The following is a 26437-nucleotide window of genomic DNA, read 5'->3' as shown; positions in this document are numbered from 1 at the left end:
CCCGCGGCCCTACCCTGGGGTGCAGGGAGGTGCAGCTGTGGTCGCGCGCGCGTTCGCCGAGTTGGTCATGGTGGCGCACTTCGGTGTGCTCCTCTTCCTCGTGGTCGGCGGGTTCCTCGCCTGGCGCCGGCCGCGGGTCCTGTACTGGCACCTGGCGATGGCCACGTGGGCCCTGCTGGTCGTGCTGTTCCCGATCGCCTGCCCGCTGACGTGGCTGGAGAACAACTTCCGCACCGCGTCCGGCCAACCGCCGCTCGCCAGCGGCTTCATCGACACCTACATCGACGGCGTGCTGTACCCCGACTCCGCCGCCCGCCTCGTGCAGGTGCTGGTGGCGCTCGTCGTGATCACGTCGTGGGTCGGCTACTACCTGAAGCGGCGCGCTGGGCACAGCGCGTCGGCGCGCACCTCGGAGACGTGTCGCTGAACCGGTCCGATCGGCCTCTCGGGCCACCGGGAGGTCGGCGCGGAGTCCGGCACCGCCGTGGCGCCGACCTGACTACGATCCCCGGGTGTCCCAGGTCAAGCTGGAGGGTTTCCACGCGGTCAAGCACGCGGTCCGGTTCGGGGCCGGCGTGGAGCGGGTGGTCGTGCTCGACCGGGACTCGGCGGTCCGCCTCGCGCGGTCGCACGCGCCCGACCTCGTCGCCGTGTTCGAGGCGGCCGAGGTGGTCCCGGTGGCCGAGTTCGAGCGGGTCGTCGGGCGGACCCACCCGACCGGGGTCGGCGGCGTGGCCGCCAGGCCCGTCGGGCCGGAGGTCCGGCGGGACGCGCCCGTCGTGCTGCTGGACAACCCGCGCAACCTCGGCAACCTCGGCGCGGTCGTGCGGGTGGCCGCCGGGTTCGGGGCCGGTGGCGTGTGGTCGACCGGGGACGTGGACCCGTGGCACCCCACGGTGGTCCGGGCGGGGGCCGGGCTGCACTTCGCGGTGCCCGTGGCCCGGTTGACCGGCGGGCTGGAGGACGTCGACGGGCCGGTCGTCGCCTTCGACGCGGGCGGGGTGGACGTGCGCGACTTCCGCGTCCCCGACGACGCCGTGCTGGCGTTCGGCTCCGAGCGGCACGGGTTGTCGGACGCGGTGCGGGGGCGGGCGGACGTCGTGGTGTCGCTGCCGATGCGGCCGGGCGTGTCGAGCTACAACCTGACCACCAGCGTGGCCATGGCCCTCTACCACTGGGAGCTGTTCCGGCGGGATCGGTGAGCAGTGGGCACCCTGGTGGGGTGAGCACAGCGAAGATCCACGCGGCGCGGGCGGGAGCGGCGGAGCGGGCCGTGCTGTCGAGGCACGTCCGCCGGCTCTGGGGACTGCCGGGCACGGCGCTCGGCGTGGTCCGGTGGCCGGCCGGCCCGGCGGGGCGCGCGCACGTCCGGTTCGGCTACTGGTGGCAGGCGCACCTGCTCGACTGCGTCCTCGACGCGCAGCTCCGCGCGCCGGACGCGCGGCGGGCCGCGTTGGCGGGGCGGCTCGTGCGCGGCATCCGGCTGCGCAACCTGGGCGGCTGGGTCAACGACTACTACGACGACATCGCGTGGCTGGGGCTCGCGCTCCAGCGCGCCGAGCGGGAGGTCGGGATCTCGCGGCCGGACGCGCTGGCGACCATCGCGCGGCGGCTGCGCGGGGCGTGGACCGACCACGCCGGCGGCGGCATCTGGTGGAAGGTCGACGACGACTTCAAGAACGTCCCGGCGAACGGGCCCGCCGCGATCCTCCTCGCCCGCCTCGGCGAGCCCGACCGCGCCGCGGCCACCGTGGACTGGATCGAGGAGCACCTGCGCGACGAGGGGACCGGCCTGCTGTGGGACGGGCTGCACGTCCACCCCGACGGGACGGTCCGCGAGGTGGAGCGCAACCTCTACACCTACTGCCAGGGCGTCGTGCTGGGCGCCTGCGTCGAGCTGGCCGGCCCGCACGACGACCGGGCGGCGCGGATCGTCGACGCGGTGGCCGACCACCTCGCCGTCGACGGCGTGCTGCGCGGGCACGGCGGCGACGACGCCGGGCTGTTCGGCGGCATCCTGGCCCGCTACCTGGCGCAGGCGGCGCTGCGGCTGCGCCGGCCGCAGGCGGCTCGCGCGGCGGACCTGGTGCTCCGGTCCGCGGAGGCGGTGTGGGAGAACCGGACCGCGGCGGCCGGTGGCCCGGTGTTCGGGCCGGACTGGGCGCGGCCCGCGCGGTCGCCGGCGGGTGACGCGCCCGAGCGCGACCTGTCCGTCCAACTGGGCGGGTGGATGGCGCTGGAGGCGGCCGCCCTCCTGGAGCGCGACGGGGTCGGGCGGGGCTAGTGGCAGCCGCACGACCGCCGGTGCAGCAGGGTCGGCGGCAACCGGATCGTCTCGGGCGGCCGGGACGGGTCCCCGATGCGGTCCAGCAGGAGCCGCACCGCGGTGCGGCCGATCTCCTCGACCGGCTGCGCCATCGTCGTCAGCGGCGGGTCGACCAGCTCGGCCCACTCCACCTCGTCGTAGGTGACCAGCGCCAGGTCCGAGCCGATCCGCACGCCGTGCGCTCGGGCCGTGCGCAGCACCTCCACCAGCACCTGGTGCCCGCCCACCACGACAGCGGTGACCCGCCCGAGCAGCGGGTCCAGCGCCGGGGCGACGATCGACTCGTCCCACGCCAGCCCGGCGCGGCCCAGCCCCAGGCGGTAGCCCAGGACGCGCTCGTCGGTGGTGGCCAGGCCCGGCGTGCCGCTGACCAGGCCGATCCGCCGGTGGCCCAGCTCGGCCAGGTGCCGGACCAGCGTGGACGTCGCCTGCACGTTCTCCGGGCCGACCTGGTCGGTGTCCTGCGCGACGGTCAGCCGGTCCACCAGCACGGTCGGCACGTCCAGCCGCCGCAGCTCGGGCAGCGCGGCCGAACCGGACGTCGGCGTGAGCAGCACCCCGTCCACGCGGCGCGAGCGCAGCATCCGCACGGCGGCCTGCTCGGACTCGGCGTCGCCGCGGGTGTCGATCAGCACGAGCGAGTACCCGCTGCGGGTGGCCTCGCCCTCGATCGCCGCGATCAGCTCGGCGAAGTACGGGTGCGACACGAGCGACACGGCGAGGCCGAGCGACTTCGTGCCGCCGGTGACCAGCGAGCGGGCGATCGCGTCACCGGTGTAGCCGGTCTCCTCGATCGCCTCGAGGACGCGTTCCCTGGTGCCGGGCGCGACGGGTCTCGTCTCGTTGATCACGTGTGAGACCGTGGTGATGGAGACGCCGGCGAGACTGGCGACCTCCCGCATGGTGACCATGGACTCGTCCCCGTTCGGGCCTGTGCGCAAGCGATTGCGTGGGACCTTACCCGTCGGGGGGACGTGCCGTGGTCTGCGTGCTGTGTGTCGGGCTGACGACCGTGGACGTGACGCAGCGCGTCGCCGAGTTCCCCGGACCGGGGCTGAAGGTGCAGTCGCTGGGCGTCGAGGTGACCCCGGGCGGTCCGGCGGCGAACGCGGCGCGCGCCGTGGCCGCGCTCGGCCACCGGGCCGTGCTGCTGACCGCCGTGGACGGCGACCTGGGCGGGTTCGCGCGCGAGCGGCTGCACCCGGTGGAGGTGCACTCGGTCGGCGAGGGGCCCGCGGTGAGCGCGGTGGTCGTGCGGGACCGGGACGGGGAGCGCACAGTGGTGTCGCGCAACGCCGTCGACGTGGCGGTGTCCGCCGCGGACCCGGCGCTGGTCGCCGGGGCGGACGTGGTGCTCGTGGACGGCCACCTCGGCGCGGCGGCGGTCGCGGTGGCGCGCGAGGCCAGGCGGGTCGGCGTGCCCGTGCTGCTGGACGGCGGGAGCTGGAAACCGGTGCTGGACGAGCTGCTGCCGCTGGTGGACGTGGCGGCGTGCGCCGAGGGCTTCGAGCTGTCCGAGGCGGAGCTGCACGCGCGCGGCGTGCCGCTGGTCGTGCGCACGCGCGGTCCGCGTCCCGTCACCTGGTCGCGAGGTGGTGCGACGGGCTCGCAGGAGGTACCTGTTGTCCGGGTCCGCGACACCAACGGCGCGGGCGACGTGTGGCACGGCGCGCTGGCGGTGGCCCTGGCCCTCGGCCAGGAGGTCGGACCGGCGGTGCGCTGGGCGAACGAGGTCGCGGCGGTGCGCGTGCGGCACGGTGCGGGCGACTGGGTGGAGGGGGTGGGGCGGTGGCGGGACGGTCGGTGAGGTTCGACGAGCTGGTCGACCGGGCGCGGCTGCTGGTCGACACCGGCGAGCGCAGGCTGCTCGGCATCGGCGGCGCGCCCGGGTCGGGCAAGTCGACGCTCGCGCGTCGCCTGGTCGATGCGCTGGGACCGGCGGACGCGGCTCTGGTGGGGATGGACGGCTTCCACCTGGCGCAGCGGGAGCTGGAGCGGCTGGGCGTCGCCGAGCGCAAGGGCGCGCCGGACACGTTCGACGTGCCCGGCTACGTCGACCTGCTGGCCAGGCTCAAGGCGCGCGGGCCGGACGTGGTGTACGCGCCGGAGTTCCGCCGCGAGATCGAGGAGCCGGTGGCGTGCGCGGTGCCGGTGGACCCGTCCGTGCCGCTGGTCGTGACCGAGGGCAACTACCTGCTGATGCGGTACGACAGGTGGAAGCACGTGCGGCTGGTGCTCGACGAGGCGTGGTTCCTGGACCTCGACGAGGACCTGCGGGTGGCGCGGCTCGTCGACCGGCACGTCCGGTACGGGCGCTCGGTGGAGGAGGCGCGGGAGCGGGTGCTGCGCGGCAGCGACCACGTCAACGCGCTGATGGTGAACGCGTCGAAGGGCGCGGCCGACCTGCTGATCGGCGAGGTGCTCTAGCCGGCGGCGGGGAGGGAGGCCTCCTCGTCCACGGGCTTCTTCATCTCCTGGCGGTAGCGGTACACGCCGTAGGCCGTGCCGAGGACGAAGAACGCGACGCTGACGACGACCGCGACCGTCTCCAGCCACGGCACGGCGGACAGCAGGCCCGCGCCGTAGTAGCCGGCCAGCACCAGCGTCGGCACCCACGCGATCGCGCCGATCGTCGTGGCCAGCATGAACCTGCGCGGGTCCATCCGGGCCGCGCCGGCGATCATCGGGGCCAGCGTGCGCACCCACGGTATCCAGCGGGCCAGCACGACCGCCCAGAACCCGCGCCGGTCCAGGAAGTCCCGGGCCTTGTCGAGGTTCTGCCGGTTCAGCACCTTGCCACCGCGCCGCGCGAGCAGCCTGGTGCCGGTGTGCCGGCCGATGTAGTAGCCGATCTGGTTGCCGACGACGGCCACGATCAACGCGGCCAGCGACAGCAGCCAGGCCGACAGTTCGCCGTCGTGCGAGGCGAGCACGACCCCGGCGGCGAACAGCAGGGAGTCGCCGGGCAGGAACAGCCCGAAGACGAACGCGCACTCGAAGAAGATGAAGCTCAGCGTGATCAACCACACGGCCGTGGGACCTGCGGAATCGAGCGAGCCGAACGACATGGCTTCGGACGAAGCGGACAACACCACCCGTGCAGGGTACGTGGGACCGCGGCGTCGACTGGGCGACTTGGGGTCAACGGGTGGTGGAACCTTCGGAGTGGTGACCGGGAGGTGGGGCGTGACTACGCAACGGAGCCATTGCCTTCGCGTCGAACGGCGTTAGCGTGGGGGGATGGAGTCCCTGCTCGCCGAACTCCGCGCCGCCGTCGGCGCCGGCGCGGTGCTCACCGACGCCGACGTCACCGCGGGCTACCGGCGCGACATGATGCCGCTCGCGCCGCACGGGCAGCCGTTGGCCGTCGTGCTGCCGTCGTCCACCGAGCAGGTCCGGGCCGTGGTGCGGGCGTGCGCGGCGGCCGGGACGCCGATCGTGCCGCGCGGCGCGGGCAGCGGGCTGTCCGGCGCGGCCAACGCGGTCGAGGGCTGCGTCGTGCTGGTCACCACGAAGATGGACGCGATCCTGGAGATCGACCCGGACAACCGGCTCGCCGTGGTCGAACCGGGCGTGGTCAACCTGGACCTGCGCGCCGCCGTGGAGAAGCACGGGCTGTTCTACCCGCCCGACCCGTCGAGCTACGACTGGTGCACGATCGGCGGCAACCTGGCCACCAACGCGGGCGGACTGTGCTGCGTGAAGTACGGCGTGACCACGGACTCCGTGCTCGGGCTGGAGGTCGTGCTCGCCGACGGCGAGCTGCTGCGGACCGGGCGGCGCACGGTGAAGGGCGTGGCCGGGTACGACCTGACCAAGCTGTTCGTCGGCAGCGAGGGCACGCTCGGCGTGATCACCCGGGCCACCCTGGCGCTGCGCCCGCTGCCCCAGGCCCCGTCGACGCTGGTGGCGACGTTCGGCAGCACGGCGGCGGCGGGCGCGGCGGTCAGCCGGGTGGTGGCCGAGGGCGTCGTGCCGTCGCTGATGGAGATCATGGACCGCACGTCGATCCGGGCGGTCGAGCAACACCTCAGGACCGACCTGAACGCGGGCGCGGCGCTGCTGCTGTGCCAGTCGGACTCCGGCGGCGAGGCGGCCCGGCGCGAGCTGGCCGCGATCGAGCAGGCGTGCGTCGGCGCGGGCGCGGAGCTGGTGTACGCGACGGAGGACCTGGCCGAGGGGCGCGACCTGCTGACCGCGCGGCGGGCCGTGCTCACCGCGCTGGAGGTCTACGGGGCGTGGCTGACCGACGACGTGTGCGTGCCGCGCACGCGGATCGCCGACCTGATCACCGGGTGCGAGCGGATCGCCGCCGAGGTCGGGCTGCGGGTCGCCGTGGTGGGGCACGCCGGCGACGGCAACATGCACCCCACGATCGTCTACGACCCGTCGTCGGAGGACGAGTTCGCGCGGGCGCAGCGGGCGTTCGACGAGATCCTGGGCCTGGGCCTGGCGCTGGGCGGCACGGTCACCGGCGAGCACGGCGTCGGCAAGGTCAAGCGCGAGTGGCTGGCGAAGGAGATCGGCCCGGTCGGCCTCCGGGTCCACCGCGACGTCAAGCGCGCGCTGGACCCGGAGAACCTGTTCAACCCGGGGTCGATGTTCTCGCCCTGACCGGCCGGCGACCGGTCGGGGCGGGCGCCGCTAGTCGATGCGCCGGATCTGCTGGGTGCGGTCGTCGGCGAAGTGGTGCTCCTCGGCGAAGTCGTCCACGCGGTCGATGACCTGCGTGACGTCCTCGACCTCCTGGGCGAGCAGCGACTTCTTCTCGCGCCGCGCCTTGATCACCTCGATGACGATCGGGACGACCGAGATCAGCACGATCAGGATCAGCATCATCTCGATGTTGTCCCGCACGAACGGGATCTGGCCGAGGAAGTAGCCGAGGACCGTGATGCCGGCGGCCCAGGCGATGCCGCCGATGAAGGAGTAGGTGAAGTACTTGCGGCGGTCCATCCGGCCCACGCCCGCCATCGCGGTGATGAACGTGCGCACGATGGGCACGAACCGGGCCATGACGATCGCCCGCGCGCCGTACTTGTCGAAGAACTCCTCCGTCTTGTCGACGTACTCCTTCTTGAAGATCTTCGACTCGGGCTTGCTGAACAGCGCCGGCCCGGCCCGGTAGCCGATGTAGTAGCCGACCACGTTGCCGAGCATCGCGCACGCCGTGAGCAGCAGGCACACCAGCCACAGCGGGTAGTCCAGCAGGCCGGTCGCCACGAACATGCCCGCCGTGAACAGCAGCGAGTCGCCCGGCAGGAAGAACCCGACCAGCAGGCCGCACTCGGCGAAGACGATGAAGCAGAGGCCGACCAGCATGTACGGCCCGAGTCCTGCCAGCAGGACCTGCGGGTCAAGCCAGTCGGGACCGAGGGCGAGGGGCGTGACCGTCACGCGGCCCACCGTACAGGCTCAGCGGAGCGTGATGACCGCCACGACCGTTCCGGCCGCGAGACCCAGCAGCACGGCGAGCAGCAGCACCCACCCCGCGCCGAGGGCGGGCCGGACCGGCCGGGCCGGGACGTGCGGGTGCGCGCCGGAGCTGGTGGCCTGGGCGCGCAGGGCGTCGGTCACCAGCTTCTCGCGGTCCTCGGGCACGGGGGCAGTCTCCCACCGGCCCCGGCGCGGCCGCCCCGGTGTCAGTCCTTGACCCAGGCGCCCCGGCTCATCACGTCGCGCGGCCTGAACTCGGCGTCCAGCACGACGAGGTCGGCGGCCAGGCCCGCGCGCAGCTCGCCGGTCACGTCGGCCAGGCCGAGCAGCCGCGCCGGGCGGGCGGAGGTGGCGGCGACGGCCTCCTCCACGGTCAGGCCGCACGAGGTGACGGCGTTGCGGAAGGCGGCGTCCATGGTGAGCGTGCTGCCCGCCAGGGACGCGCCGCCGGCCAGCGTGGGCACGCCGTCCACCACGCGGACCTCCAGCCCGCCCACGTCGTAGACGCCGTCACCCACGCCCGCCGCCGCGATGGCGTCGGTGACCAGGACGGTGCGGTCGCGCCCCGCGTGCCGGGCGGCCAGCCGCACCGCCGTCGGGTGCAGGTGGACGAGGTCGCAGATCAGCTCGACGGTGACCCGCTCGTCGTCCAGCAGCGCGCCGATCGGGCCGGGCTCGCGGTGGTGCAGCGGGCGCATCCCGTTGAACAGGTGCGTGGCGACGGTCGCGCCGGCCTCGACGGCCGGGCGGATCTGCGCCTCGGTGGCGTCGGTGTGGCCGATCGCGGCCAGCACGCCCTGGTCGACCAGGTGCCGGACGGCGTCCACGCCGTGCTCCAGCTCCGGGGCGATCGTGACCATCCGGACGGCGTCCCGGCCGGTGGGGACGGCGCCGGCGGCGAGGAGCAGGTCGAGCGCGCCGCGCTCCGGCGGGCACAGGATGGCCGGGTCGTGCGCGCCGCAGCGCGCGGCGGACAGGAACGGGCCCTCCAGGTGGATGCCCGCCACCACGCCGTCCTGCACCAGCCCGGTCAGCGCCCGGACCTGGTCGGCCAGCTCCGGCACGGGCCGGGAGACCAGGCTGGCGACGATCGTGGTGGTGCCGTGCCTGCGGTGCGCGTTCGCCGCCTTGGTCACGCGGGCCGGGTCGGCGTTCGTGAACGCCTCGCCGCCGCCGCCGTGGCAGTGGATGTCGACGAAGCCCGGCACCAGCCAGCCCCCGCCCAGGTCGGTCGTCGGGCCGTCCGGCGGAGCCCCGTCGCCGACGGCGGCGATCAGGCCGTCGCGCACCGCGACCCAGCCCCGGTCGAGCACCCCGTCGGGCGTGACGACCCGACCGCCGGTCAGGGTCACGTCCACGGGCCCACCCCACGTGCTCATCTGTCCTCCAGCATGTCGATGGCCAGCAGCGCGGCGCCGAGGCACCCGGCCTCGTCGCCCAACGCCGCCAACCGCAGTTCCGGGCGCCGCTGGAACGTGATCAGCTCGTCCAGCCGCTCGCCCAGCGGGTCCGTCAGCAACGGCCCCGCCAGTGCCAGGCCACCGCCCAGCACCACCGCCTCCGGGCCCAGCAGGGCCGCCACCAGCAGGATGCCCCGCGCGAGGGCGTCAACCGCCTCTTGCCAGACCACCGCCGCGTCCGGGTCGCCCGCGCCGAGCAGCCGGGCCACCTCCGCCGCGCCGCTCACCTGGCGGTTCGCGCGTTCCGCGTACCGGCGGGCGATGGCGGCGCTGCTCGCGCGCGCCTCGACGCACCCCCTCTGGCCGCAGCCGCACGGGTCGCCGTGGCCGACGTCGACGTGCCCGACCTCGCCGGGCGCCGGTGAGACGCGACCGCCCAGGACGAGCGCGGCGGCGATGCCGGTGCCGATGGGCATGATCACGGCGTCGGTCAGGTCGCGGGCGCTGCCCAGGCGCAGCTCGGCGAGGCCGCCGGCGCGCACGTCGTGGCCGAACGCGGTGGGCAGGCCGGTCGCGGCCTCGACGGCGGCGCGGAACGGGTGGTCGCGCCAGCCGAGGTTGGCGGAGTACACGCCGGTGCCGGCGGCCTCGTCGACGATGCCGGGGACGACCAGGCCGACCGCCTCGACCGGGGGCCCGGCGACCGCGCGCAGCTCGTCCACGAGGGCGACCACGTCCTCGACCACGGCGTCGCCGCCCGGCCTGGTCGGGCGGCGGCGCTGCTCCACCGGGGTGACCCCGTCCGGGGTGCCGGAGACCAGGGCGGCCTTCATCCCGGTCCCGCCGACGTCGACGGCTATTGCGTGTCTGGTGCGCGCCACGAGGGTCGATAGTGCGGCATGCGACGCCATTGGTCTATACCAAGTGCCCAATTAGGGCAGACGGACGCCAAGACTTGACCTTGTCGGATTGTTCAACGACCTGCGGGCGCGCGAGGCCGCCCGACGTGCGGGTGGGATCGCGTCAGCGACCGGCCATGATCTTCTGCAGGGCGTCCAGCGCGCGGCTCGCGGTGCTCTTGACCGTGCCCTTGCTGATGCCGGTGGCCTCGGCGATCTCGGCCTCGGACAGATCGCCGTAGTAGCGCAGGACCAGCACCTCGCGCTGGCGCGGCGGCAGCTGGGACAGCGCGGCGACGACCGCCTGGTGCTCGGCGGTCAGCATGGCCAGGCTCTCCGCCGACCGGGCGTTCGCCACGTGCGGCGGGGTGTAGTCGCGGGCCGTCTTGCGCCGGCGCAGCACGCTGCGCGAACCGTTGACCACGGCCGTGCGCAGGTAGCCGACGGCGGCCTGCGCGTCCCGCAGGTTGGACCAGTTGCGGTGCAGACCGGTGAACGCCTCCTGGACCACGTCCTCCGCCGTGGCGGGTTCGTCGACCAGCAGCAGGGCCAGCCGCACCAGCCGCATGCGGTGCTGGCGGTAGAGGTCCTCCAGGGTCAGCGGACCCGTGGGCGCCGGTGCCGCGTCGTCCTGGATGCGCAGGTTCGTCAGCGTGTCCTGCACGCGCGCGATGCCACCGCTGTTCTGCTCCGGACCGACCACGGAAAAGACGTTACCGCGTCACGGGGTAGCTTCGGCGCGGCGTCGTGCAACGGAGGGGTGTCCAGTGGCCAGGTTCGCGGTCGAGTTGGTGTTCGGGGACGACCAGGAGGCCCGGTTGGCGGTGCGGCCCGCCCACCGCGAGTACCTGGCCGGCCTGGTCGAGAAGGGCGTCCTGCTGGTGGCGGGTCCGTGGGCGGACCAGACCGGCGCCCTGCTGGTCTACGAGGTGGCCGACGAGGCCGAGCTGCGCGAGGTGCTCGCCGCCGACCCGTACACGCCCGCCGGCGTGGTGGCCGCGACGCGCGTGCACGAGTGGCAGACGTTGACGGGCGCCTGGGCCTAGGACCGCCGGCCGGGGACCGCGGCTCGGGACCCGCGGCTCAGGACGTGGCCGCCGGGGGCTTCCCGGCCGCGGTGCCGCCCGGACCGACCAGGCCCGAGGTGTCGGCGGCGGCCATCTCGCGGTCGGCGGCGGCCATCGACTTCGGCGTCTGCCGCGCGACCACGGCCGGGGTGAACGCCCGGAACAGCTTCAGGCCGCCCACCCAGCCCGGGACGTGCACGGCCTTCGACCGCCGCTCGACGGCGCGGACCACGGCCCTGCCCACGTCGGACACCGGGTACTTCTTGCTCGCGAGCCCCGGCATGCCGCGGCGCAGCGGGCCGAACACGGGGTGCTCGTCGGCGCTGTCCACCATGTCCGTGGAGATCCACGAGAAGTACGCGACGCCCACGTCCACGCCGAGGTGGCGGACCTCGGCGCGCAGGCTGTCGGCGAACGCCTCGCAGCCCGCCTTGGCCGCCGAGTACGCCGCGTTGCCGGGGATGTGCACGATCGCCGCCAGCGACGACACCACGAGGCAGTAGCCGCGGCTCGCGACCAGGTGCGGCAGGCACGTGCGCACGGTGCGCCACACGCCGAGCAGGTTGACCTCGACGACCCGCTCGAACGCCGCCCGGTCCATCGACCGGATGAAACCGGTGGCGGCGACGCCCGCGTTGGCCACGAGCACGTCGATGCCGCCGAAGTGCTCGACGACGCCGGCGACGGCGGCCTCCAGGGCGTCCCAGTCGGTGACGTCCGCCTCCCACGCCCGCCCGCCGCACTGCTCGGCGACCTCGCGCAGCTGCTCGCCCTCCAGGCCGACGAGGGCGACCTTCGCGCCCTTGGCGGCCAGGCGGCGCGCGACCTCCGCGCCGATGCCCCTCGCCGCGCCGGTGATCAGGACGACCTTGCCCGCAACGTCCACGGTGACCTCCTCAGGGTCGGAGGAGGCCACCGTAACGCAACTTACCGTCGGTAAGCTACTGGAGAGTTAAGCTTCGCTCGCGGCGGTGAGGGCGTCCCGCTCCGCGGCCGTCAGCTCCAGCTCCAGCGCGGGCAGCAGGGCCGCCAGTTGCTCGGCGCTGCGGGCGCTGGCGATCGGGGCGGCGACCGTCGGCCGGTCCGCGAGCCACGCCAGGGCCACGGCCGCCTGGGTCGTCCCGCGGGCCCCGGCGACCTCGTCCAGGGCCCGCAGGACGCGCAGGCCGCGCTCGTCGAGGTACTTCGACGCCGCCGCCGCGCGCGGACCCTCGACGGTCGCGCCGGGACGGTACTTGCCGGTCAGGAAGCCCTTGGCCAGACCCCAGTACGGCGCGGACGAGAGGCCGGCCGACGCCACGACGTCGCGCAGCGGTCCCTCGTAGGCGCGGTCCACGAGGTTGTAGGGCTGCTGGAGCGCCACGAACGGCGCCAGGCCCTCGCGCCGCGACACCTCCAGCGCCGACGCCAGCCGCTCCGCGGTGTAGTTCGACGCCGCGACGTGCCGGACCTTGCCCGCCCGCACGAGCCGGTCGAACGCCGCGAGGGTCTCCTCCTGCGGGGTGCCCGGGTCGTCCCGGTGCGCGTAGTACAGATCGATGTGGTCCACCCCGAGGCGGCGCAGCGAGTCCTCGGCGGCGCGCTCCACCGTGTCCGCCCCGAGGCCGTCCAACCCGCGCAGCATGCCCACCTTCGTGGCCACGACGACCTCGTCGCGGTTGCCCCGGGACGCGAGCCACCGGCCGATGACCCGCTCCGACTCGCCGCCGACGTGCCCCTCGGCCCACATCGAGTACGAGTCGGCGGTGTCCACGAAGTTGCCACCCGCCCGGGTGAAGCCGTCCAGCACGGCGAACGACGCTTCCTCGTCGGCGGTCCAGCCGAAGACGTTCCCGCCCAGGCAGAGGCGCGACACGTCCAGGTCGCTGGTTCCCAGTTTCGTCATGCCGCGAACCCAACCGCAGGTGGTCGACTCGCGCCGAACGGACCAGTCAGGACTAAATCGTCGGAGGACGGGGTTGCTGCTGTTCGAGGGCTGGTTCGCAGGGAGGCGAAATGTCTGTCGAGTTGGGCGGGTACGGCGTGTGGGAGATGGCGCCGCGGTGGGTCGGCGGCGGCGAGCGCGCCCGTGAGCTGGAGGAGCTGGGCTACGGGACGCTCTGGCTCGGCGGGTCGCCCGGGTCGGAGGTGTTCGCCACGGTCGCCGACCTGCTGTCGGCCACCGACAAGCTGGTCGTGGCCACCGGCATCCTGAACGTGTGGGCGACGCCCGCCGCCGAGGTCAACGACGGGTACCGGGAACTGGCCTGGACGGACCGCTTCCTGGTCGGCATCGGCGTCGGGCACCGCGAGATCGTGGGTGAGGTGTACCACAGCCCCTACCAGAAGCTGGTCCACTACCTGGACGAGCTGGACGTGCCGCGCGACCGGCTGGCCCTGGCCGCGCTGGGGCCGAGGGTGCTGCGGCTGGCGGTGGCGCGGACGTCCGTCGCGCACCCCTACCTGGTGACGCCCGAGTACACGGCGCGGGCCCGCGAGACGGTCGGCTCCGGCGCGCTGCTCGCGCCCGAGCAGCACGTGGTGCTGGAGGAGGACCCCGGCACGGCGCGCGACCTGGGGCGCGAGGCGCTGTCGGCCTACCTGCGGCTGCCGAACTACACGCGCAACTGGCTGCGCCACGGGTTCGCCGAGGAGGACCTGCTCGACGGCGGCAGCGACCGCCTGGTGGACGCGCTGGTCGCCTGGGGCCCGGTCGAGCGGGTGGCCGAGCGGCTGCGCGAGCACCGGCTGGCGGGCGCCGACCACGTCGCCGTGCAGGTGGTCGGCGCCTCGCCGGGCCGGGACGCGTACCGCGAGATCGCCGAGGCGCTGCGGTAGCCCGACGGGCCTAGTCCGACACCTCGACGCCGCGCCAGAACGCGACGTGCCCCTTGATGTTCGCCGCGGCCTCCCCGGGCTCCGCGTAGAACCACGCGGCGTCGGGGTTGTCCCGCCCCCCGACGTGCAGGGTGTAGTAGTTCGCCGTGCCCTTCCACGAGCAGACCGACGTCGTCTCCGACGGCCGGAGGAACTGCATGTGGACGGACTCCGCGGGGAAGTAGTGGTTCCCCTCCACCAGCTCGGTCTTGTCGCTCTCGGCGATGATCTCGCCGTTCCACCGTGCGATCGCCATGCACCCACTATGCCGGTGATCATCTTCGTTCGCCGGGCGGTGCCCGTAGGATGCTGCCGACACCGCGTTCCGGGCACCCGAGGAGGACCCACCGATGCCCATCGCAACCCCCGAGGTCTACGCCGAGATGCTCGACCGCGCGAAGGCGAACGAGTTCGCCTACCCCGCGATCAACGTCACCTCGTCCGAGACCCTCAACGCGGCCCTGCGCGGCTTCGCGGAGGCCGAGAGCGACGGGATCATCCAGGTCTCGACCGGTGGTGCCGAGTTCGCCTCGGGCACCAAGGTCAAGGACATGGTGACCGGCGCGGTTGCGCTGGCGGAGTTCGCGCACGTCGTCGCCGAGAAGTACCCGGTGAACATCGCGCTGCACACCGACCACTGCCCCAAGGACAAGCTGGACGGCTACGTCCGCCCGCTCGTCGCGATCAGCCAGGAGCGCGTGGACAAGGGCCTCAACCCCCTGTTCCAGTCGCACATGTGGGACGGCTCGGCCGTGCCGCTGGACGAGAACCTGAAGATCGCCGCCGAACTGCTCGACCTCACCGCCAAGGCGAAGATCATCCTCGAGATCGAGGTGGGCGTCGTCGGCGGCGAGGAGGACGGCGTCGCGCACGAGATCAACGAGAAGCTCTACACGTCCCCCGAGGACTACCTCAAGACGGTGGAGGCCCTCGGCGCCGGCGAGAAGGGCCGCTACCTGGTGGCGGCGACCTTCGGCAACGTGCACGGCGTCTACAAGCCGGGCAACGTGAAGCTGCGCCCGGAGATCCTCAAGCAGGGCCAGGACGTGGTGGCCGAGAAGCTCGGCCTGCCGGCCGGCTCGAAGCCGTTCGACCTGGTCTTCCACGGCGGCTCCGGCTCGCTGCTGGAGGAGATCCACGAGGCGCTGACCTACGGCGTCATCAAGATGAACATCGACACGGACACGCAGTACGCGTTCACCCGTCCGATCGTGGGTCACTTCTTCCAGAACTACGACGGCGTGCTCAAGGTGGACGGCGAGGTCGGCAACAAGAAGGCGTACGACCCGCGCTCCTACCTCAAGGCCGCCGAGCAGGGCATGGCCGCCCGCATCGCCCAGGCGTGCGAGCACCTGAAGTCGTCCGGCCGGATGATCGCCGGCTGACGCTCCCCGCGAACCCCGGACGGCCCCCTCTACGCGGTGTGGAGGGGGCCGTCCGGCGTCGTGGGCGGGGTCGGGCGGGGTCAGGCCGTCAGGAGGGGCTTCCGGCCGGCCGTCCCACCCGGAACCGGTCCGCCGCCACCCACAGCGCCGCGAGCAGCGCGAACGTCGCGAAGGCCGAGGGGTAGAGGATCGGCGGCGCCGCGTCGAGGGACTGCTGGAGCCAGATGCCCCCGTAACCCAGGCCGGTGACGGCGGCGGCGCCCAGGACGGCGGCCACCGGCGCCGGCACGCGGCCGAGGTGGGCGGCGTCGACGGCCAGGCCGATCAGGACCAGGAACAGCGGCACGGCGGACAGCGGGAAGTCGGCGCCGGCCAGCAGCGGCCAGATCAGGCAGCGGTAGGCCACGTAGCCCGCGGCGACGGCGGTGGCGGCCCAGCGCCTGCCGATCGTGCGGCGGGCGACGAGGAGCACGAGCGCGGCGGCCACCAGGCCCCACACCGGGTAGACCCAGTCCGCGATGGGCAGCGAGAACTGGACGATCGACGCGCGGTCCACCGGGCGGCCGATCTGGTCGGCGGCGAACTGGAGCAGGATCGGCTCGGCGTACGGGTCGCCGCGGTCCCACGAGGCGATCTCCAGGACGCCGTACTCCTGGTGCTGGTTGGGGAACCAGGCGTTCTCCAGGAAGAAGAACCACAGCGCGGCGAGGCCGGGCAGGCGCCACCGGGTGTCCGGGTAGAGCCGCAGCCAGCCGCGGATCGCGCCCGCCAGCATGATCGCGGTGCCCAGGTAGAGCAGGGCGTGCGAGCCGCTCCACGACGTGATGTCCAGGCCGTTGACCCGGTGGTTGATCAGGTCGATCGGCAGCGCGACGAGGAAGACGCCGGTGCCCCACTGCATCAGGCGCAGCGCCGTGCGGTCCGCGCCGTAGCCCGTGTAGGTGTGGAACAGGGTGAGCGCGACGACGATCACGGTGCCCGCCGTGTTGAGCATGTGCGGCGGGGCCAGCTCGTCGCGCAGCCACTTGAAGTGCCACGCCACGTCCCACGACGAGCCGAGCAGCTTGAGCAGCAGGCCGCCCAGCCACAGGTGGTACAGGGCCGCGGCGAGCCGCGGCGGGGTGTCGCGGCCGGGTTCGCCGCGCTCCCAGTACTGGTCGCGGAACTGCGTGACGCGCTCGATGACCCCCGTGTTCACCCGCCCATGATGCGGCCCGGCCGGTGTGGCCGGAAGGGTGCTGTCCCCCGGTTTCATGCTGGTGGTTTCCCCTAGGGGTGAATGTGAGCTGCGCTTTCCCGCGCGAATTGACCCTAACAGGTGAGTTTCGTTGCTCTGTCCAGCCCAGCGCGGGAAGGTGCCCCCGCTGAGAGTCCACTGAGAGTCCTGGAGCGTCGAGATGGGCAAGAGGGTCGTGGCCGGGGTCGTCGTGGCCGCGCTCGTGCTGGCACTGGTCGCTGCGGTCGCCCGGGTGTTCCTATCCTGACCGCATGGAAAACCTGCTCGGAGGTCCCGCCCCCGCGATGCTGCCCGACCGGCCGGAGGCGCAGGCCGCCGCCGAGGCCGGCACCGACCCGGCCAAGATCGTCCGCGCGTACCCCGACTTCAGCGAGGCGTGGGCGCTGCTCGCGGAGCGCGCGCTGCAGACCGGCGACCCCGTCGCCGCGTACGCCTACGCGCGCACCGGCTACCACCGCGGCCTCGACCAGCTCCGCCGCGCCGGGTGGAAGGGGCACGGCCCCATCCCCTGGTCGCACCGCCCCAACCAGGGCTTCCTGCGCGCCCTCGCCGCGCTGGCCCGTGCCGCGGACGGGATCGGCGAGACCGACGAGCACAAGCGGTGCCGCGAGTTCCTGGCCGACAGCGACCCCGCGGCGCCCGCCGCCCTCGGCCTGGCCTGACGGCGTGGGGGCCGTGCGCGACGAGGTGGCGCGCAGGCTGAAGCGGTGGCGGAGCACGGCCCTGCCGATCGCGCAGGCCGCACTCGCCGCCGGCTTCTCCTGGCTGGTCGCCACCGAGGTCGTCGGCCACCCCCGCCCGTTCTTCGCGCCGATCGCCGCCGTCGTCTGCCTCGGCGTCTCGCTGGGGCAGCGGCTGCGGCGGGTCGTCGAGCTGGTCGTGGGCGTGGCGGTGGGCGTCGGGGTCGGCGACGTGCTGATCTCGCTCATCGGCTCCGGACCGTGGCAGATCGCGCTGGTCGTCGCCCTGGCGATGTCCGCCGCCGTGCTGCTGGACGGCGGCGCGGTCATCGCGCTCCAGGCCGGGTCGTCGGCCGTGCTGGTGGCCACGCTGCTGCCGCCCAGCGCGGGCGGCGGGCTCGACCGGATGGTGGACGCGCTGGTCGGCGGGCTCGTCGGGCTCGCGGTGACGGCGCTGCTGCCCGCGAACCCGCTGACCGTGGCGCACCGGCAGGCGAAGGTGGTGCTCGGCGAGCTGTCCACCGCCCTGCGCGGCGTCGCGGACGCGGTGGCCGGGCGGGACGCGGTGCGGGCCGCCGGCGTGCTGGCGCGGCTGCGGGACAGCCAGGACGCGGTGGACGAGTTCAGGGACGCGCTCAAGACCGGTGGCGAGATCGCCACCATCGCGCCGATCCGCCGCCGGCGGCGGCACGAGCTGGGCCGGTACGGGACGGCCGCGACGCCGGTGGACTACGCGCTGCGCAACACCCGCGTGCTGGCCCGCAGGGCGTTGGCGGCGCTGCGCGACGACGAGCCCGTGCCCGACGTGCTGCCCGACGTGCTGCGGCGGTACGCGGAGGCGGTCGACGTGCTGCGCGACGAGCTGCAACGCGGTGACGAGCCGGTGCGGGCCCGGGCCGCGGTGTGCGCGGCGGCCGGCAGCACGACGCACGTGCTGGGCGGCGAGGGCTTCTCCACGAGGGTGGTGCTGGCCCAGGTCCGGTCGGTCGCGGTGGACCTGCTCCAGGCCACCGGCCTGTCGCGGGCGGAGGCGGTGGAGTCGCTGCCGCCCCTGACGCGCAGGAACTGACGCGCGGTCAGGGGCGGCGGGCTCAGCCCTCCGGTCGGTCGAGCACGCCGAGCAGGACGGCGTGCACGGCGTCGTGGTCGCGGGGGTCCGCGAGGCGGCACGACGCGCCGGTCACGGCGTACCACTCCTCCGCGCCCTCGTAGCGGACCTCGGCGCGCAGCGCGCCGCGTTCCAGGGTGGTGCGCAGTTCGAGGTCACCGGTGACGACGCCGACCTCGTCGGTCATCACGCCACCGGGACCCGCCACGAACAGGGACGAGCGTTCGGCCACCCGGATCAGCTCCCAGAAATCAACACCCGCCGAGCATGCTCTGCAACGCAGACTTCTCCGCGGAGTCCAGCGTCAAACCCCACTTGTGCTTCGACCGCGTCCACATCTTGGCGTAGGTGCACCAGTAGGAGCTCAGCGGAGGCTTCCACCGGGCCGGGTCCTGGTCGCCCTTCGCCTGGTTGACGTTGTCCGTGACGGCGATGAGCTGCGGTCCGCCCAGGTCGTTCGCGAACGACTGGCGCTTGGCCGTCGTCCACGACGACGCGCCCGAGCGCCACGCCTCGGCGAGCGGCACGACGTGGTCGATGTCCACGTCGGAGGCCGCCGTCCAGGTCGCCCCGTCGTACGGGCTGTACCAGCGGCCCGACGTGGCGGCGCAGTTCGAATCGGTGACCACGCCCGTGCCGTCGCGCTTGAGCACCTGCTCACGGGTGTTGCAGGTGCCCGAGACGGTGGTCCAGTGCGGGAACTTGTCCCGCGAGTAGCCCGAGGACGACCCCTCGGTCGCCACCGTGAGCGCGGCCAGTTCCGACAGGGCGGTGCCGGTGCTCGGAATACCCGGTGGCGTCGCCTGCGCGGAGTTCGCCAGACCCAGGACCAGCGCACTCGCCAGGAGCAGGGAAAAGATCGAGAATCGTGCGGTTCTCTTGACCGTTGACATAATTCCGACCTTCCTGGTGTGGAAGCTGTCGGAATTACCTTGGGGTAATCAGCCGGCCTTATACAACGCTTTCCCGTGACACCCGGACGGCGAATGGGGAAATTCCTCCGTCACTGCACCCCGCGGACGAGCCGGAGGTCCTCCGTGTGGCGGTACCACGTCCACTTGCCCATCGGACGGGGGTGCGCCACGCCGTCGGACTCCACCTGCACGGGCAGGCACCCGAGCTGGAACGCCCGCGCGGACGTCGTCCGCACCTTCCGCGTGAGCAGCCGCTTGTGGACCACGTGCACGAGCAGGCCGAGCCCGTTGTCGGGGTCGGGGGTCACCTCGATCCGGCTCGCCTGCCCGCGCAGCACGACCGTGTCGTCGCCGTAGCCGACACCGCGGACCGGGCCCAGCGAGCCGAGGCCGACGAGCACGCCGCCGACGTCGTTGCGCACGAGGGACACCCGGTCGGGGTCACCGGACAGGGCGAGGTCGAGCGCCCGGCCCGGGTCGGTCGGCAGGCCCCACAGCCGCGCCACCTCCGAAGCCGGGTCCGAAGGCACGTACCCCACCGGGGTGTCCGCCAGACGTTCGGTCCTCAGCAGTCGCAGCACCACCGCGTTGAGGTCCGCGTCCGTGCCGTGCACCACGAGACGGGCGTCACCCAGTTCGGCGACAACCGGGTCCACCTCGGACTTCCCCGGTCGTGCGGCCGTACGGCGGACCTCCAGCCGGTCACCGTCAGTGATCATTGGCGACTGCGAGTTTCCGCAGGCCAGCACGATTCCGCGCACCTTCATCTCCTGGTCTACCCTCAAGCACCGGCATTCGCTCTTGCCCTTGCAACCATCCGTCCTACCGCTTGGAGTTTCACATGCCGGCCGTCGTGCTGATCGGTGCCCAGTGGGGCGATGAGGGCAAGGGCAAGGCCACGGACCTGCTCGGTGACCGCGTGCAGTGGGTCGTCCGCTACCAGGGCGGCAACAACGCCGGGCACACCGTCGTGCTGCCCGACGGGCAGAAGTTCGCCCTGCACCTGATCCCGTCCGGCATCCTCACGCCCGGTGTGACGAGCGTCATCGGCAACGGCGTCGTGGTCGACCCCGCCGTGCTGCTGGACGAGCTGGCCGGCCTGGACGCGCAGGGCGTGGACACCAGCAGTTTGATCATCTCCGCTGACGCGCACCTGATCATGCCCTACCACGTGGCCATCGATAAGGTCACCGAGCGCTACCTGGGCAAGGCCAAGATCGGCACCACCGGTCGCGGCATCGGCCCGTGCTACCAGGACAAGATCGCCCGCGTCGGCGTGCGCGCCCAGGACCTGCTCGACGAGAAGATCCTGCGGCAGAAGGTCGAGGCCGCCCTGGACTTCAAGAACCAGGTGCTGGTCAAGGTCTACAACCGCAAGGCGCTCGACGCCGACGAGATCGTGGACAACGTGCTGGAGCACGGCGCGAAGTTCGCGAACCGCATCGCCGACACCCGCCTGCTGCTCAACCAGGCGCTGGAGCGCGGCGAGACCGTGCTGCTGGAGGGCTCGCAGGGCACCCTGCTGGACGTCGACCACGGCACCTACCCGTTCGTGACCTCGTCCAACCCGACGTCGGGCGGCGCCTCGGCGGGCTCGGGCATCGGGCCGACCCGGATCACCACGGTCATCGGCATCCTCAAGGCGTACACCACGCGCGTCGGCTCGGGCCCGTTCCCGACCGAGCTGAACGACGACATGGGCGAGCACCTGCGCAAGACCGGCGGCGAGTTCGGCGTCACCACGGGCCGCTCGCGGCGCACCGGCTGGTTCGACGCCGTGATCGCCCGCTACGCGGCCCGGGTCAACGGCATCACCGACTACTTCCTCACCAAGCTGGACGTGCTGTCCGGGCTGGAGAAGGTGCCGGTGTGCGTCGGCTACACGATCGACGGCGAGCGCGTCGACGACATGCCGATGACGCAGACCGACGTGCACCACGCCGTGCCGGTGTACGAGGAGCTGCCGGGCTGGTTCGAGGACATCAGCGCGTGCCGGACGTTCGAGGAGCTGCCCGCGAACGCCCGCGCGTACGTCGAGCACCTGGAGGAGATCTCCGGCGCCCGGATGTCCGCGATCGGCGTCGGTCCCGGCCGCGACCAGACCATCGTGCGGCACCGGATCATCTGATCCCCTTCCGCGAAAAGCGCCCCCGCCCCCCGAAGCGATCGGGGGCGGGGGCGCTTTCACGATCCGGGACGCGTTGACTTCCCTCCGGGGCACGACGAAAACTCGGGTCCGCCGATCAGCGCTCGACCACGCGTGCGGACGGCACGGTGCCGGGCGAGGTGGACTTCGAGGAATTCGCGGACACCCGCTTCCAGGGGGAGCTGTCATGAGCGTCGTACTGCACTGGTTCCTGCCCACGTCCGGTGACGGCCGCACGGTCGTCGAGCGCTTCCACGCGAACAGCTCGCCCGGGGCCGCCGCCGCCCAGCGCGACCCGGACGTCGACTACCTGGCCGAGGTCGCGCAGGCCGCCGAGCGCAACGGCTTCGAGGGCGTGCTGACGCCCACCGGCACGTGGTGCGAGGACGCGTGGCTCACCACCGCCGCGCTGATCGCCCGCACGTCCACCCTGAAGTTCCTGGTGGCCCTCCGGCCCGGCGTCCTCTCGCCGACCCTGGCCGCCCAGATGGCCGCGACCTACCAGCGGATCTCGCGGGGCAGGCTGCTGCTCAACGTGGTGACCGGCGGCGACGAGGTCGAGCAGCGCCGGTTCGGCGACTGGCTCGACCACGACCAGCGCTATGCCCGCACGGACGAGTTCCTGCACGTCGTGCGCGCCGCGTGGTCGGGCCGGCCGGTCGACTTCGAGGGCGTGCACTACCGGATCGCGGGCGGCACGGTCATGGGCGTGCCCGACCCCGTGCCGCCGATCTACTTCGGCGGCTCGTCCGACGCGGCCCTCCCGGTGGCCGCCCGGCGCGCCGACGTCTACCTGACCTGGGGCGAACCCCCGGCGCAGGTGGCGGAGAAGATCCACCGCGTCCGCGAGCTGGCGGGCGACCGCCCGATCCGGTTCGGCGTCCGGCTGCACGCGATCAGCCGCGACACCTCCGCCGAGGCGTGGCGGGAGGCGGAGAAGCTGCTGGAGGCCCTGGACCCGGCGCAGGTGGCGCGGGCCCAGCGGCAGCTGCGCGCCTCCGGGTCCGTGGGGCAGCAGCGCATGGCCGCCCTGCACGGTGGCGACCTGTCCAGGGGCGTGCGAGGGCTGGAGGTGCACCCTGGCCTGTGGGCCGGCATCGGCCTGGTGCGCGGCGGCGCGGGCACGGCCCTGGTCGGCAGCCACGAGGAGGTCGCGGACCTGGTCGAGGAGTACCACACGCTCGGCGTGGACGAGTTCGTGCTCTCCGGCCACCCGCACCTGGAGGAGGCGTACTGGTTCGGCGAGGGCGTCCGGCCGGTCCTGGCGGCGCGGGGCCTGCTCGCCCCGACCGGTGGGCGCGGCGCGCCGGTGGAACTCGACGTGGCCGCCCGGGCGGGCGCGGTGGCGGTCGAGGGTTCCTGACCGCTCGTGCCGGGGTCGGTTGCCGGCCCCGGCACGCGGTGCGGTCAGACCAGTGCCGCGACGCGGAGAGCCACCTTCTCCAGATCGGCGGACCACCCGCGCAGCTCTCCACTACTGTTCGGATTGGGTTCGCGACGCCTGCTCCACGACTTGTCCTTCCTGGCCAACCGGTGCACGAAGTCGTATTTCTCGATCTGTTTCCACGACATGAGGGCAGTTGGCTCACCCTTGTCCGGGAACGACACGACCACCTCCTGCTCCTCCACCCGGACGACGCACAACCGTTGGGTGGAACCGGTGATCCGGTAACCGTCGACCTGCCCGGGCTTCAGACGAGGAAGTTCGACGAGCCAGCGCTCGAAATTCCGCCGCCGCCCGCCCCGCAGGCCGGTGAGATGACTTTCGGGGGCGAACTCCTCCGCCTTTGACACGGCGATGAGCACCTCGCGGTCATCGAGCCACCAGCGAATGCGTTCCACATAGTCGCGTCGATCCCGCAGGAGTGCTGTCAACCGCTGCACATCACCCAACCGCCGAGGGGCGTACCCGCCGCTCTCCTTGGTCAGGACACCGATCGTGGTCAGCTCCCGCACGTCGTCGGAACTGATGTCCAGCAGACCATGCACCCAATCCTGGGGGATCGGGCCCACCAAGCCGAGCAGCGTGTCGACCACCTCGTCCAACTCCTTGGCCCGGGTTCCCGCCTTCGCTCGATCAGCCACGGTCGTGAGCGCCTTCACCGCCGCGAAGACCTCTTTCACGTCCTTCCGATCCATGCATGCCCTCCCCTGGTCCGGTCCGACAGACCGTCCACCCTGTCGGACCGGACCGGGAGCCGGCTATCGGCCGTTGCGGGCTTCCACGGCGGTGTCCGGGTTGTCGGCGAACACGCCGTCGAGGCCGGTGGCGTAGAACGCCGCGTACTCGCCGAACGCGCGCCCGTAGGCGGCCGGGTCGGTGGAGGTGCGGAAGTCGGCCGGCAGGAACGCGTTCTCGTTGCGGAACGTCCACGCGTGCACGACCAGCCCGCGCGTGTGGGCGTCGCGCACCAGGGTCGTCGGCGTCGTCAGGCGGCCGGCGGCGTCGCGCGGGATGATGCGGCTCTTCTCCGCGCCGATGCCGGACGCGTACGTGCGGATCTCCCGCAGGCCCGCGGGGGTCACGAGGTCGCTGTAGGTGCGCTTGTCGCCGGCCTTCACGAAGTCGTACGGCGCACCGGAGCCGCTGACCAGCTGCACGAGCGGCACGCGCAGCTCGCGCTTGAGCGCCTTGAGGTTGGCCACCTCGAAGGACTGCACGTACACCTTGGCGCCGTGCCGGTTGAGGCCCTTGCGGTTGAGCACGTCGACCAGGCGCGGCTCCAGGGGCAGGCCGATGTCCTGGAAGTACGTGGGGTGCTTGGTCTCGGGGTAGAGGCCGATGTCGCGCCCCAGCTCGCGGGACAGCCGCCGGCTCAGCTCGACCACCTCCTCGAAGGTGGGGATCTCGAACCGGCCGTCGTAGAGCGCGTTGCGCGGTCGGACGTCCGGGATGCGCTCCACCGCGCGCAGCGTCTTCAGCTCGGCGAGCGTGAAGTCCTCGGTGAACCAGCCGGTGATCGGCACGCCGTCGACGACCTTGGTGGTCTTCCGCGCGGCGAACTCCGGGTGCGCGGCGACGTCGGTGGTGCCGCCGATCTCGTTCTCGTGCCGCGCGACGAGCTTGCCGTCCTTGGTGACGACCAGGTCCGGCTCCACGTAGTCCGCGCCCATCCGCGCGGCCAGCTCGTACGCCGCCAGCGTGTGCTCCGGGCGGTAGCCCGACGCGCCGCGGTGGCCGATCACCAGCGGGCCCTTGCGCGACACCTCCACGCGGTCGTCGCCACTGGCCGAGCCGGTGGGCAGGACTGCCGCCACCCCGGCCACCACCAGCGCCGCGAGCGCCGCCCCGACGAACCTCGTCCGCACCATCGCCGACCTCCCGTAGAGAACCCAGACGCGCGGCAGCCTCGTCGCGCACCGCGACGTCCCGGTCACCGTAGGGCGAACCGGAGATCACGTCACGGTGAACGCCTCGGGCTCCCGCCGTCACTCCCGGGAGATGGCGGCCTCCTCCAGGTCCAGTTCGCGCAGCACCCGGAACAGCACCTCGTCGTCGATCCGGCCCTCGTCCCTGGCCTCGACGAACACCTGGCGCTCGGCGTCGAGCATGGTCCGCCGCAGCCGCCGGTACGACGCGGCGGGCGACTCGTCGTCCTGCCGCCCGAGCCGCTCCCACGCCGCGTTGCCCCGCTGCTCGGCCATGATCCGCAGCCGCTCCACGACGTGCTCGGGCGCGGTGCCGCCGTCGCCGGTCACCTCGTCGAGCCGGGCCACCGCCGCCTGCGCCGCCGCGTGCTGCACCTGCGCCTCGGCCAGCGCGTCGGCCCGCGCCTCGTCGCCCCGGTGGCCCAGCACGCGGATGACGAGCGGCAGCGTCGTGCCCTGCGCCAGCAGCGTCCCCACGGTGACCGCGAACGCGCAGAACACGATCACGTCGCGGCCCGGCAGGTCCAGCGGCAGCGCCGCCGCGGCGGCCAGCGACACCACGCCCCGCATCCCGGCCCACGAGATCACCGTGACGCCGCGCCACCCCGGCGCGGGCTCGCGCTCCCGGACGCGCCGCGACAGCAACCGGGGCAGGTACGCGGCCGGGTACATCCAGGCGAACCGCACGAGGACCGTCGCCCCCAGCACCGCCGCCGCGCCCCGCACCAGCGCGGGCGTGACGTCCACGGCGGCCACGACCGTCTTGAGCTGCAACCCGATCAGGGCGAACACGAACGACTCCAGCAGCACGTCCACCGACCGCCACACCGCCGTGTCCTGCAGGCGCGTGTAGTACGAGCCGCGCGGCGCGTGGTGCCCGATGTAGAGCCCGGCCACGACGACCGCGAGCACGCCGGACGCGTGCAGCTCCTCGGCGAGGAGGTACGCGCCGAACGGCACCAGCATGCCCAGCGCGCTCCCCAGGACGCCGTCGTCCAACCGGTCGCGCACCCACCGCACGGCCACCCCGACGACCAACCCGACGACCACGCCGCCGCCCGCGCTGACCAGGAACGTGCCGGCGCCCGACGCCCACGTGGCGGTCGCGCCGGCCGCCGCCGCGACGGCCACCTTGTACGCGGTCAGCGCGGTCGCGTCGTTGATCAGGCTCTCGCCGGTGAGCAGGGTCATGGTGCGGCGCGGCAGGTTCAGCCTGCGCCCGACCGCCACCGCCGCCACCGCGTCCGGCGGGGCGACCACCGCGCCCAGCGCGAGCGCCGACCACAGCGGCAGGCCCGGCAGCGCCAGGTGCGCCACCCAGCCGACCGCGAGCGTGGTCGCCAGCACCAGCCCCACGGCGAGCAGCCCGATCGGCCGCAGGTTCGCGCGGAAGTTGTGGTAGGAGCTGTCCAGCGCCGCCGAGTACAGCAGCGGCGGGATCACCAGGACCAGGATCAGCTCCGGTTCCAGGGCGAACTCCGGCAGCCCGGGGATGAACGACACGGCGAGGCCGACGCCGACGAGGACGAGCGGCGACGACCAGCCCAGCCGCTTGGCGACCGCCGTCACCAGCAGCGCGCCGACGAGCAGCAGGAGCAGTGCGGGTCCGTGCAT

At 73.3% G+C, this 26437-nt stretch carries 30 protein-coding genes; 13 read left to right on the top strand and 17 right to left on the bottom strand.

Annotated features, from left to right (window positions below; genetic code table 11):
* The first annotated feature begins 37 nt into the window (after positions 1 to 37).
* The 3 genes from J2S66_RS27865 (at position 38) to J2S66_RS27855 (ending at position 2284) form a co-directional block, all read left to right on the top strand.
* Complete coding sequence (locus J2S66_RS27865; RefSeq protein ID WP_310310232.1) at positions 38 to 427, top strand: DUF2784 domain-containing protein; 390 nt, start codon at positions 38 to 40, stop codon at positions 425 to 427.
* Positions 428 to 512: 85 nt separating this feature from the next.
* Positions 513 to 1202, top strand: a complete 690-nt coding sequence (locus tag J2S66_RS27860) for a TrmH family RNA methyltransferase (RefSeq protein ID WP_310310231.1) — start codon at positions 513 to 515, stop codon at positions 1200 to 1202.
* A gap of 20 nt (positions 1203 to 1222) precedes the next feature.
* Positions 1223 to 2284: a glycoside hydrolase family 76 protein gene (locus tag J2S66_RS27855; RefSeq protein WP_310310230.1), complete on the top strand. Its 1062-nt coding sequence runs from the start codon at positions 1223 to 1225 to the stop codon at positions 2282 to 2284.
* Here the strand turns inward: J2S66_RS27855 and J2S66_RS27850 are convergent.
* The gene (locus J2S66_RS27850; protein WP_310310229.1) at positions 2281 to 3237 is read right to left on the bottom strand and encodes a LacI family DNA-binding transcriptional regulator; all 957 of its coding nucleotides are present in this window, start codon (positions 3235 to 3237) and stop codon (positions 2281 to 2283) included. The two genes, J2S66_RS27855 and J2S66_RS27850, sit on opposite strands and share 4 nt — an antisense overlap.
* 77 nt (positions 3238 to 3314) lie before the next feature.
* Here J2S66_RS27850 and J2S66_RS27845 point away from each other — a divergent pair, with 77 nt between their 5' ends.
* Together J2S66_RS27845 and J2S66_RS27840 are read left to right on the top strand one after the other, a co-directional pair.
* Positions 3315 to 4133, top strand: coding sequence for a PfkB family carbohydrate kinase (locus J2S66_RS27845; protein ID WP_310310228.1), 819 nt, complete (start codon positions 3315 to 3317; stop codon positions 4131 to 4133).
* Positions 4130 to 4753 (top strand): nucleoside/nucleotide kinase family protein, encoded by a 624-nt coding sequence (locus J2S66_RS27840; protein WP_310310227.1) that lies wholly within the window; start codon positions 4130 to 4132, stop codon positions 4751 to 4753. The genes J2S66_RS27845 and J2S66_RS27840 overlap by 4 nt, the downstream gene beginning before the upstream one ends.
* Here the strand turns inward: J2S66_RS27840 and J2S66_RS27835 are convergent.
* On the bottom strand, positions 4750 to 5394 hold the full coding sequence (locus J2S66_RS27835) for a DedA family protein (protein WP_310315111.1): 645 nt from the start codon (positions 5392 to 5394) through the stop codon (positions 4750 to 4752). The two genes, J2S66_RS27840 and J2S66_RS27835, sit on opposite strands and share 4 nt — an antisense overlap.
* A 172-nt stretch (positions 5395 to 5566) precedes the next feature.
* Between J2S66_RS27835 and J2S66_RS27830 the strand changes: the two genes are divergently transcribed.
* Complete coding sequence (locus J2S66_RS27830) at positions 5567 to 6940, top strand: FAD-binding oxidoreductase (protein ID WP_310310226.1); 1374 nt, start codon at positions 5567 to 5569, stop codon at positions 6938 to 6940.
* Between the two features lie 30 nt (positions 6941 to 6970).
* On the opposite strand, the gene J2S66_RS27825 is transcribed toward J2S66_RS27830, so the two are convergent.
* The 5 genes from J2S66_RS27825 to J2S66_RS27805 all read right to left on the bottom strand — a co-directional run bounded on the left by J2S66_RS27825 (position 6971) and on the right by J2S66_RS27805 (position 10764).
* Positions 6971 to 7732, bottom strand: coding sequence for a DedA family protein (locus J2S66_RS27825; RefSeq protein WP_310310225.1), 762 nt, complete (start codon positions 7730 to 7732; stop codon positions 6971 to 6973).
* A gap of 9 nt (positions 7733 to 7741) precedes the next feature.
* Entirely contained in the window at positions 7742 to 7927 is a 186-nt protein-coding gene (locus tag J2S66_RS27820; RefSeq protein WP_310310224.1) for a hypothetical protein, read from the bottom strand.
* 41 nt (positions 7928 to 7968) lie between these two features.
* Positions 7969 to 9141, bottom strand: a complete 1173-nt coding sequence (gene nagA / locus J2S66_RS27815; protein ID WP_310310223.1) for an N-acetylglucosamine-6-phosphate deacetylase — start codon at positions 9139 to 9141, stop codon at positions 7969 to 7971.
* Positions 9138 to 9995: an ROK family protein gene (locus J2S66_RS27810; protein ID WP_310315110.1), complete on the bottom strand. Its 858-nt coding sequence runs from the start codon at positions 9993 to 9995 to the stop codon at positions 9138 to 9140. The genes nagA and J2S66_RS27810 overlap by 4 nt, the downstream gene beginning before the upstream one ends.
* A gap of 190 nt (positions 9996 to 10185) precedes the next feature.
* A complete protein-coding gene (locus J2S66_RS27805) occupies positions 10186 to 10764 on the bottom strand; it encodes a SigE family RNA polymerase sigma factor (RefSeq protein WP_310310222.1) in 579 nt (192 codons plus the stop codon).
* Between the two features lie 64 nt (positions 10765 to 10828).
* Between J2S66_RS27805 and J2S66_RS27800 the strand changes: the two genes are divergently transcribed.
* On the top strand, positions 10829 to 11107 hold the full coding sequence (locus J2S66_RS27800; RefSeq protein WP_306743964.1) for a YciI family protein: 279 nt from the start codon (positions 10829 to 10831) through the stop codon (positions 11105 to 11107).
* 37 nt (positions 11108 to 11144) lie between these two features.
* Here the strand turns inward: J2S66_RS27800 and J2S66_RS27795 are convergent, their stop codons facing one another.
* Together J2S66_RS27795 and J2S66_RS27790 are read right to left on the bottom strand one after the other, a co-directional pair.
* The gene (locus tag J2S66_RS27795) at positions 11145 to 12014 is read right to left on the bottom strand and encodes an SDR family oxidoreductase (RefSeq protein WP_310310221.1); all 870 of its coding nucleotides are present in this window, start codon (positions 12012 to 12014) and stop codon (positions 11145 to 11147) included.
* A gap of 66 nt (positions 12015 to 12080) precedes the next feature.
* Positions 12081 to 13013 carry an aldo/keto reductase gene (locus tag J2S66_RS27790; protein ID WP_310310220.1) on the bottom strand — a complete coding sequence of 311 codons (933 nt, stop codon included), beginning with the start codon at positions 13011 to 13013 and terminating at the stop codon, positions 12081 to 12083.
* Positions 13014 to 13123: 110 nt separating this feature from the next.
* On the opposite strand from J2S66_RS27790, the gene J2S66_RS27785 reads away from it, so the two are divergent.
* Complete coding sequence (locus tag J2S66_RS27785) at positions 13124 to 13945, top strand: LLM class F420-dependent oxidoreductase (RefSeq protein ID WP_310310219.1); 822 nt, start codon at positions 13124 to 13126, stop codon at positions 13943 to 13945.
* A 10-nt stretch (positions 13946 to 13955) separates the two neighbouring features.
* On the opposite strand, the gene J2S66_RS27780 is transcribed toward J2S66_RS27785, so the two are convergent.
* Entirely contained in the window at positions 13956 to 14240 is a 285-nt protein-coding gene (locus tag J2S66_RS27780; RefSeq protein ID WP_306743960.1) for a DUF427 domain-containing protein, read from the bottom strand.
* A 94-nt stretch (positions 14241 to 14334) separates the two neighbouring features.
* Here J2S66_RS27780 and fbaA point away from each other — a divergent pair, with 94 nt between their 5' ends.
* On the top strand, positions 14335 to 15369 hold the full coding sequence (fbaA, locus tag J2S66_RS27775; protein WP_306743959.1) for a class II fructose-bisphosphate aldolase: 1035 nt from the start codon (positions 14335 to 14337) through the stop codon (positions 15367 to 15369).
* 88 nt (positions 15370 to 15457) lie between these two features.
* On the opposite strand, the gene J2S66_RS27770 is transcribed toward fbaA, so the two are convergent.
* Positions 15458 to 16567 (bottom strand): hypothetical protein, encoded by a 1110-nt coding sequence (locus J2S66_RS27770; protein ID WP_310310218.1) that lies wholly within the window; start codon positions 16565 to 16567, stop codon positions 15458 to 15460.
* 290 nt (positions 16568 to 16857) lie between these two features.
* Between J2S66_RS27770 and J2S66_RS27765 the strand changes: the two genes are divergently transcribed.
* Both J2S66_RS27765 and J2S66_RS27760 read left to right on the top strand, forming a co-directional pair.
* Positions 16858 to 17268: a DUF3151 domain-containing protein gene (locus tag J2S66_RS27765; RefSeq protein ID WP_310310217.1), complete on the top strand. Its 411-nt coding sequence runs from the start codon at positions 16858 to 16860 to the stop codon at positions 17266 to 17268.
* Positions 17269 to 17272: 4 nt separating this feature from the next.
* Positions 17273 to 18355, top strand: coding sequence for an FUSC family protein (locus J2S66_RS27760; RefSeq protein WP_310310216.1), 1083 nt, complete (start codon positions 17273 to 17275; stop codon positions 18353 to 18355).
* A 22-nt stretch (positions 18356 to 18377) separates the two neighbouring features.
* Here the strand turns inward: J2S66_RS27760 and J2S66_RS27755 are convergent, their stop codons facing one another.
* From J2S66_RS27755 to J2S66_RS27745, 3 genes are all read right to left on the bottom strand, one after another.
* Complete coding sequence (locus J2S66_RS27755; protein ID WP_310310215.1) at positions 18378 to 18626, bottom strand: hypothetical protein; 249 nt, start codon at positions 18624 to 18626, stop codon at positions 18378 to 18380.
* Positions 18627 to 18645: 19 nt separating this feature from the next.
* Positions 18646 to 19287, bottom strand: coding sequence for an HNH endonuclease family protein (locus J2S66_RS27750; RefSeq protein ID WP_310310214.1), 642 nt, complete (start codon positions 19285 to 19287; stop codon positions 18646 to 18648).
* Between the two features lie 110 nt (positions 19288 to 19397).
* Positions 19398 to 20075 carry a hypothetical protein gene (locus tag J2S66_RS27745; protein WP_374726139.1) on the bottom strand — a complete coding sequence of 226 codons (678 nt, stop codon included), beginning with the start codon at positions 20073 to 20075 and terminating at the stop codon, positions 19398 to 19400.
* Positions 20076 to 20149: 74 nt separating this feature from the next.
* Here J2S66_RS27745 and J2S66_RS27740 point away from each other — a divergent pair, with 74 nt between their 5' ends.
* Both J2S66_RS27740 and J2S66_RS27735 read left to right on the top strand, forming a co-directional pair.
* Entirely contained in the window at positions 20150 to 21436 is a 1287-nt protein-coding gene (locus tag J2S66_RS27740; protein ID WP_310310212.1) for an adenylosuccinate synthase, read from the top strand.
* Positions 21437 to 21641: 205 nt separating this feature from the next.
* On the top strand, positions 21642 to 22817 hold the full coding sequence (locus tag J2S66_RS27735) for an LLM class flavin-dependent oxidoreductase (RefSeq protein WP_310310211.1): 1176 nt from the start codon (positions 21642 to 21644) through the stop codon (positions 22815 to 22817).
* A gap of 44 nt (positions 22818 to 22861) precedes the next feature.
* Here J2S66_RS27735 and J2S66_RS27730 read toward each other — a convergent pair whose 3' ends face one another.
* From J2S66_RS27730 to J2S66_RS27720, 3 genes are all read right to left on the bottom strand, one after another.
* Positions 22862 to 23593, bottom strand: coding sequence for a hypothetical protein (locus J2S66_RS27730; RefSeq protein ID WP_310310210.1), 732 nt, complete (start codon positions 23591 to 23593; stop codon positions 22862 to 22864).
* A gap of 63 nt (positions 23594 to 23656) precedes the next feature.
* The gene (locus tag J2S66_RS27725; RefSeq protein WP_310310209.1) at positions 23657 to 24766 is read right to left on the bottom strand and encodes a glycerophosphodiester phosphodiesterase; all 1110 of its coding nucleotides are present in this window, start codon (positions 24764 to 24766) and stop codon (positions 23657 to 23659) included.
* 117 nt (positions 24767 to 24883) lie between these two features.
* The gene (locus J2S66_RS27720) at positions 24884 to 26437 is read right to left on the bottom strand and encodes a Na+/H+ antiporter (protein ID WP_310310208.1); all 1554 of its coding nucleotides are present in this window, start codon (positions 26435 to 26437) and stop codon (positions 24884 to 24886) included.

It is taken from the genome of Saccharothrix longispora (genome assembly GCF_031455225.1).
GTDB lineage: Bacteria > Actinomycetota > Actinomycetes > Mycobacteriales > Pseudonocardiaceae > Actinosynnema > Actinosynnema longispora.
The sequence above is the reverse complement of the archived record's forward strand: the minus strand, read 5'-3'. Positions and strand labels throughout refer to the sequence as shown.